The following is a 7,968-nucleotide window of genomic DNA, read 5'->3' as shown; positions in this document are numbered from 1 at the left end:
ATAAAGCTTTACAATCCAAAGGACTACCGTCCTAAAAATTTTTTAAGTGCTAAACTTCTGATTAAATTATGATTTATAATAGATGAATTTTTAATTATCCCATAAAAAAGACTTAAATCTCAATAAAATTGAAATTTAAGTCTTTTTCTAATTATACAAACAACTTAATGATTTAGAAATTTTAATACACCTTATTTAATAACTTTAGCATTAATATTAATTTTCTATTTAAATACTTTAACCCTATTTTCCAAAGATTCAAACTGTTTATCATCAGGTTGTGCTGTTGGTTTTCCAAATGGCATTTGTCCGATAAGTTTCCAATTATTTTGTATAGACCATTCTTTTTTAATATCTTCTTCAATTAGCTCATTATAGTGTTGTAATGATACACCAAATCCTTCAATTTCTAATGAAGTCCATATAATATACTGATTTATACCACTTGATTGTTGTGACCAAATGGGAAAATTATTTTTATAAGCAGGAAACTTCTCCTGAAGCCCTTCAATTACACTATTGTCTTCAAAAAATAAAACTGTACCATATCCACTTTGAAATGAATTTATTTTATTCTCGGTAGAACTAAATTTATCAGCTGGAACTATCCTTCTTAAAGCTTCCTTTGTAATATCCCATAATCTATCGTGGTGTTTTCCAAGTAACAAGACTACTCTTGCACTTTGAGAATTAAATGCTGATGGAGCATGTTTTACGGCATATTCAATAATTTCTTTAATTCTTTCGTCAGAAGTTACAGCTTCTTTACTAATTCCATAAAATGTACGTCTGTCTGCTACAGCAGAATAAAAATTTTTTTCCATATTATCATTCCTCTCCAAAAAATTTAAATATTTTTCACATTAATTATTTTTACCATTTATTGATTAATTATTTTTAGCTTACATAATTGTTTAATTATTATATATTGTTATATTTATTATCTAGTTTAAATTTATTATTATATAAAAATAATAATTAGTCAATAACTTTTTTAATAAATATTCAAAAATACTCCCCTTTCCACTAACAGATTTTATTTCTAAATCTGCTTATCTTAAGGGGAGTATAACATTAATTTTGTGATTTTATAACTTTTGATCTTAATATTAAATAAGAATCATATATATTCTATCAAGTGATTCTTAAACTCAGATGGAGCTTACTTATTCGGATAAAAAAATAAGCTATATTAATCTTCTATCCCAACATATATTCTCTTATTGATTTTTCCCTTACTTTTATAGTCTACTATTTTTATTTTTCCAACTTCAGAAGTATTTTTTACGTGAGTTCCTCCATCTGCTTGAAGGTCTAATCCCTCAATTTCAACTGTTCTTATTTGTTTAATTCCTTCTGGTAAAAGATTTATTTTAGTCCTTATTAGGTCAGGAATTTTAAAAGCTTCTTCCCTTTCTAAAATATTTACCTTAAGTTCTCTTTTACATTGTACTTCCTTGTTAACCTTCTTTTCAATTTCCTCTATTAGTTCCTTATCGAAATTTTCGAACTCAAAGTCCATTCTTCCTTTAAGACAATCCATGTCTCCGCCAGTTACTTGTGCTTTATAATCTCTCCATACAACACCACATAAAATATGCATAGCTGTATGAGTTCTCATTAATTTATATCTGTGTTCCCAATCTATTTTTCCTGTACACATTTCATTGACTTCAGGAAGTTTTCCATCAATATAGTGGTATACATCATTTCCTTTTTTCTTAACCTTTTTAACAACATACTTATCTTCAGCTATTTCCAATACCCCAATATCACAAGGTTGACCACCTCCCCCTATATAAAACGCTGTTCTATCCAAAATAACAGCATTTTCAGCCTCATCTATACCAATAACTTTACATTCAAATTTCTTTATGTAACTGTCCTTTTGAAATATTAATTCAGTCATTTCTCATTCCTCCTAAATTTTATTTAAAATTATTAAATTGGATAAAAGTTTACAACTATAGCTTTAAGAGTACTCTTACCACAACTTTTATAAGTGTGAGAATTTGCCGATGAAAAACAAATAGAATCTTCCTTTTTAAGCAAATAATCCTCATTATTTGTTGTAAGTACAAGTTCTCCTTGAATAACACTGATATATTCTTGAGATTTTTCAGAATGACCAACAGAAGTATAGGTTGCCTTTGAATCCAATTCAAGTAAAAATAACTCAAAATTTCTATATGGTGTATTACCATAATAGCAGTAAACACGATAAGTTCCATCTTCACTATTCTGATGTTCAGCTTCTGATTTTTTTACCACAGAAGTTTCATCTTCATGTTTATCAATTAGCACTGTATAAGGAACATTTAAGCCCTTTGCAATTTTCCAAATAGTATTGATAGTTGGATTTGAATCTCCCTTTTCAATTTGTGAAAGCATTACTTTACTCACTCCAGATAATTCTGCTAATTGCCCTAAACTTAAATTTCTTTCTAACCTCAAACGTTTAAGATTTTCTGCAATTATTGGATTCAAATTCATATATTAAACCTCCTGTTAAATAAATATTCAAGTATTGTTAATTATATTTTACGTTTGTTATTTATTATTTACAATTCATTAAATATATTATACATATCATAAGTTATAATTGCAAGTTCTATTTTAAAAATATTTATTTGTCTAAAATTTAACCCCCATTAATAACATTATAAGAATTACTATTTGTAACCTTTAATACTTTAGAATATAAAAATAATGCGAAGCTTTGCCTCGCATTATACTCATATAACATCATAATTAATGAAACTTTACCTACACTTAATAGTTGAATAAAAAACAGTGCCTAAAATGATAATTCCACCTAATATTTCTCTTAAAGTTGGTATTTCTCCTAGTAAAAAAGCAGCAAAGACAATACCGTAAACTGGCTCAAGACTGGATATAATACCTGCTGTTTGTGTTTTAATATTCTTTAAGCCATTTATGAATAGAGAATGAGAAATTCCAGTGAAAACTGTACCTAATACTATAAGCAGCACTATATCTCTAGAGCTAAAAACAGGCTTCTCCAAAAATAATGAAGGCATTAATACAATTGCTGCTACAAATTGTTCATAAAAAGCAATTAATGAACTTGAATATTCTTTTACATATTTTCTATTCATCATTGAAAGAATAGCATAAGTAAATCCTGATACTATTCCCCAAAGAACTCCTTGTGTTAGATTATTTCCAAGTTGAAACTTTGGAACTACAAGAAGTACTCCTAAAAATGTAATAACTGCAATTACAATATCTCTTAACTTAATTTTTTCCTTGAAAAAATATGGTTCAAGAAAAGTAACAAAAACAGGAAAAGTAGAAAATGTAAGCAATCCTATTGCTACTGTAGCTGTCTGTATGGATTTAAAAAATGTACTCCAGTGAATAGCCAAAATTATGCCCATTACTATCAGATAAAAATAATGCTTTTTTTCTTTTAGCTTTATATCCTGCTTTAAATAAAACATTAAAATAAGTAGAAATATACTTGAGAAAACAACTCTTCCAAGAACAATAATCATTGGTGGCAGTGATAATAACTTTCCAAATAAACCTGATAAACCGAATAAAAAAACAGCAAAATGAATTTGTATTAAATTTTTATTTTTTATATTCATATAGTTACCCCCCAATAAAATCTCAAAGATTATCTTATAAATGTGAATTTTTCGATTAACCACTTTTCATAAATAACATTAAGCTGCAGCAGTTATTTATGATGGATTAATTATTAAATCCACTAATCACGGAAGATAAAAATACTTGTGTCTTTTCATCATAATTCCTCCTAAATTTACTTTCTATATAACAGGGATAACCATTTTTAATACGTATTAGCCTAATATTTAATAGCTATAAAAATATAATACTAATATTATGTGATTTATTTAATTTTTATATTGCTTTAAAATATACTTATCATTTTAGCATCCTAATATTTAATTTTCAATAATGTTTTTTACATAATTATGAAAATAAACTATTTTAAAATAAAAAGAAGATGCTCTAAATGTATGTTTACATATTTCACATCTCCTTTATTATATATAATTTTTTTATTTGTACTGAAAACCCCATTTTTTGCATTGCTCTATTCTTTTTCCATCATCACCTTGCTCTTTATCATATGCAAACTTATTAAGCAAAGCACAAGGAAAATCATTACATTTTCCACAATGCAAAAGTCCTCTATTTTCACAGCAAGATTTCACTGGACAACTTTCACCCCAAAAGGGTTTATCAATATATACACAACCTTTACAATTAACTTGTTCTCTATATTTGCATTCTGAGCATAAAATACCACATCTTGATTCTATCATTCTTTATAATCCCCCAATTATAAGCAAAAATTTAACTTTCAAAACTTATAAATACCTATACTAATTCTTGTATAAACTCAATTGGAAACATAGTACGCTTAGCTGTTTCTTCAGGAGTTAAACCTTGGCTTAAAAATCGATTTATGACACTTACCATACTCTCCCCAACTTCAATAATATATTTATCGGGATCATAAAATCTAATGACTCTCTGTCCCCATGAATATTCTTTAACATCATGAACATATTCTATATTATCAAAGCTTTTTAGCCTTTCTACAAATCCATTTAAATCTTCTTCTTCAAAATAGAGTTCAAAATTATTTGACTTATGTAAAACTTCATTTTCATTTATATCAATAAGTTCAGCAAAACCCTTTTGTATCGCAAAACCCTTTTCAAAAGTAACATTTGCTCCAAAGTCCATTGTCACCTTTTGATTAAGCACCTTTCCATAAAATCTTTTTGAAGCTTCAATATCACTAACAGCTATAAGTGGACATACAAATTTCATTTAAATCTCTCCTATCTATACTTTCTTAACATCATTTATTATATATTAATATTTAAAAATTTCATTGTAAAAATCGGACATGTTTTTGAAAAATTCTTTAGGAGAAATTCCACATATTTGTTTAAAATCGTGGATAAAATGTGATTGATCAAAATAGCCTAAGATTTGAGCTGTATTTATATAACTTTTGTATTCAGCTTTTTTTAGCATATTTATTGAATAGTTTACTCTAGAAATTCTTAAAAATGTCTTTACATTTATTCCAATATATTCATTAAGTAGTCTATTTAAATGACGCTCACTTATATATTCACTTGACGATAGCTCTTTTACTGTTAATATTCCATTGGTAATTTTAATTCTTTCTAAGGCAGCATCAATCACTGCATTTTGTTTATTATTTTTCTCTACTGATTTCAACAAAATCATATTAATCATTGAAATCATATCATCTACATTATTTAAAATTTCCATAGCACATCTTAAGGAATCATATAAATGCTTGTCAACTTCATCTACCTGTGTCTGAATATCACATAGCTCTGATTGTTTTATACCTGTAATAGCATGTAACCCTCCAGGTATAAACTCAATAAAGAATCTTATTTTTTTAAAGTTCACATCATTTTTTACTATAACTGTTTTTGTTGTTGCACCCCAAAGTCTTAATGAAAAATCATTGTTTTCATAAGTATATATAATACAACCACTGCAGTCAGGTATTAAAGTTAAATTATTAATATTATCACTGCACTTTCCCATTTCCTTTGGGTTTGGAAATAATATAGTATAGTGTGCAATATATTTTCTAAGAAGAGGATGAGGTGCTATGTATATATAATTAGATGTTTCTTTTATTTTTAAATGCTTTTTTACTAAAATATCATTAAAGAACAAATTCTATTCCTCCCACACAAGTATACTTGATATAGCTTTGTTTAAAAAATTACCTTTATTATAGTACCCTCTCCAACCTTGCTTTCTATATCAATCCTAGCATTATGAATTTTAGCAATTTCCGCACATAAAGAGAGTCCAAGTCCTACACCATTGTTAGCTCCTGCTCTAGATTTGTCTACCATAAAAAATGGTTCCATCACCTTTGATATGTCCTCTTCTGGTATACCAATTCCGCTGTCCTTAACTTCTAGTATTATATTGGAGCTGCTATTTTTATATGCTTTCAAGTATATTTTATCACCAATTTTAGATGCCTTAATAGCATTATCAATAAAGTTAGTTATCATTATCATTATTAATTCTTTATCAATTAATAAATTTAAATTTTCATCACAAATTTCCAAATGAATATTTTTCTTTTCCAATTTCGGATGTAGAGAATTTTTAATTTCAATTAGTAATTGAGAAGTATTTTCACTTTTCTTTTTGAAGTCTTCTTTTCTCAAAACTATTAAGTCCATTAACTTAAAAGATAATTTTTCCAATCTCTTTCCTTCACTATATATATAACTTAATGAATTTATAAAGGTTTCTTCATCATACTTAGTGGTTCTAAGAAAATCAGCATATCCTATTATAGAAGTCAATGGTGTCCTGAGTTCATGAGCCAAATTATCAATAAATCTCTGTTTGTCATTTGAAGCTATTTTAAGTTCTCCTATTTTATCCTCTATAACATCTGCCATATCATTAAAATTTTTTGATAACGATCCAATTTCATCATCTGATATTACCTTTACTCTTTCACTAAAGTTTCCAGCAGCTATTTTCTGAGTAGTTTTAATTAATTTATTTATAGGATTTACTATAAATTTACTTAATGCTATGGTTACTGCAGCTAAAATTATACATACAAATATATTTAGTTTTAAAAGAAGATTTAACAAGTATTTTTTATTTTTATAAATACTTGAAACATCCTTAACATAAGAAATTTTATAGTAATTGTTATCTAAATTTATTTTTTTGGTTATGAATAAATAGTTTTTTTCATCAATATCACGTATTATATACTTTACCTTATTAAGGTGAACATTAAGTTCATCTCTTTTATCTGATATATTCATACTTAAATTAGTAAAAATAACTTTATTGTTATTATCTATTACCTCAATATATATATCCTGTTTCCCAAAATTGTTTAAATATGTATTAATCATTGAATCTATACTTTGTTTATCAAGCTCAGTCTTGTAAGAATTAGACTCTTTTTGAATTTTAAATAAAAATAAATTTGATTCTACAAAGGAGCAAAGTCTCTGCTCTTCATTTATTCCAGAATTAATTTCTGTATTAAGATTTAATTTAAAATTGCTGTTAATTAAATATATTGATGAAGGAACAAAAAACATTTCAAATATAGCTAATGTGCATAAGAATATCTTTTCCCAAAATCTCATTTAACCCTCCAACCTATATCCTAACTTAAATACAGTTTTAATCTTATCCTTCCATAGAAGCTTTTTTCTCAATTTTTGTATATGGTTGTCTATAGTTCTAGTTTCTCCAACATAGTCATATCCCCAAATTTTTTCTGTTATTTTTTCCCTGGTTAATACAACATTTTTATTTTGTACCAAAAACACTAATAATTCAAATTCCTTTAAAGTAAGCTCTACAGCTTCACCTGCTTTTTTAGCTGTCATTTCTTCTAAATTTATCTCTACATCTTGAAAATTTATTACATTAGTATTTTTATCATAGTGTCTAAGTACATTATCAATTCTAGCTAATAATTCAATACCTTCAAAAGGTTTTGTTATATAATCATCTGCTCCAGCTCTAAGTCCATATACCTTATCTATAACAGAAGTTTTAGCGGTTAAAAATATAACTGGAATTCCTAGAGGCTTTATCTTTTCAAGTAGTGTAAAGCCATCAATTTTGGGAAGCATAACATCTAAAAGAATTAAATCAAAACTGTCATTTTCAATTTTCTTTAAAGCTTCTTCCCCATTAAAGGCTGCTTCACACTCATAATTTGCCATATTTAAATTCAGCTTTATTAAATTGGATATTGGCAATTCATCCTCAACAACCAATATTTTTATCATTGCCTGCTTGTCCTCCTGATCACTTAGATTTTTCAATATACCCAATTACTTTTTAGTTTCATAAGTAATTTAATATTTTATCTAAATGAAAATAATCAGATTAAAAAAATCTATCTGACTA

The 7,968-nt window shown here is 26.7% G+C and carries 9 protein-coding genes; all 9 read right to left on the bottom strand.

Annotated elements, in window-relative coordinates; genetic code table 11:
• Window positions 1–224 precede the first annotated feature (224 nt).
• A complete protein-coding gene (locus EG57_RS0214485; protein ID WP_032077904.1) occupies window positions 225–824 on the bottom strand; it encodes a nitroreductase family protein in 600 nt (199 codons plus the stop codon).
• 368 nt (window positions 825–1,192) lie between these two features.
• Window positions 1,193–1,909 carry an alanyl-tRNA editing protein gene (locus tag EG57_RS0214480; RefSeq protein ID WP_032077903.1) on the bottom strand — a complete coding sequence of 239 codons (717 nt, stop codon included), beginning with the start codon at window positions 1,907–1,909 and terminating at the stop codon, window positions 1,193–1,195.
• Between the two features lie 32 nt (window positions 1,910–1,941).
• Entirely contained in the window at window positions 1,942–2,493 is a 552-nt protein-coding gene (locus EG57_RS0214475) for a helix-turn-helix domain-containing protein (protein ID WP_032077902.1), read from the bottom strand.
• A gap of 269 nt (window positions 2,494–2,762) precedes the next feature.
• Window positions 2,763–3,614: a DMT family transporter gene (locus EG57_RS0214470; RefSeq protein ID WP_032077901.1), complete on the bottom strand. Its 852-nt coding sequence runs from the start codon at window positions 3,612–3,614 to the stop codon at window positions 2,763–2,765.
• Window positions 3,615–4,052: 438 nt separating this feature from the next.
• Entirely contained in the window at window positions 4,053–4,319 is a 267-nt protein-coding gene (locus EG57_RS0214465; protein WP_032077900.1) for a DUF3795 domain-containing protein, read from the bottom strand.
• A 55-nt stretch (window positions 4,320–4,374) separates the two neighbouring features.
• Window positions 4,375–4,833, bottom strand: a complete 459-nt coding sequence (locus EG57_RS0214460) for a VOC family protein (protein WP_032077899.1) — start codon at window positions 4,831–4,833, stop codon at window positions 4,375–4,377.
• Between the two features lie 45 nt (window positions 4,834–4,878).
• Window positions 4,879–5,730: a helix-turn-helix transcriptional regulator gene (locus EG57_RS0214455; RefSeq protein WP_032077898.1), complete on the bottom strand. Its 852-nt coding sequence runs from the start codon at window positions 5,728–5,730 to the stop codon at window positions 4,879–4,881.
• A gap of 41 nt (window positions 5,731–5,771) precedes the next feature.
• Window positions 5,772–7,193, bottom strand: coding sequence for a HAMP domain-containing sensor histidine kinase (locus EG57_RS0214450; RefSeq protein ID WP_032077897.1), 1,422 nt, complete (start codon window positions 7,191–7,193; stop codon window positions 5,772–5,774).
• Window positions 7,194–7,847 carry a response regulator transcription factor gene (locus EG57_RS0214445; protein WP_032077896.1) on the bottom strand — a complete coding sequence of 218 codons (654 nt, stop codon included), beginning with the start codon at window positions 7,845–7,847 and terminating at the stop codon, window positions 7,194–7,196.
• Window positions 7,848–7,968: the final 121 nt, after the last annotated feature.

The organism is Clostridium drakei (genome assembly GCF_000633595.2).
Lineage (GTDB): Bacteria > Bacillota > Clostridia > Clostridiales > Clostridiaceae > Clostridium_AM > Clostridium_AM drakei.
The sequence above is the reverse complement of the archived record's forward strand: the minus strand, read 5'-3'. Positions and strand labels throughout refer to the sequence as shown.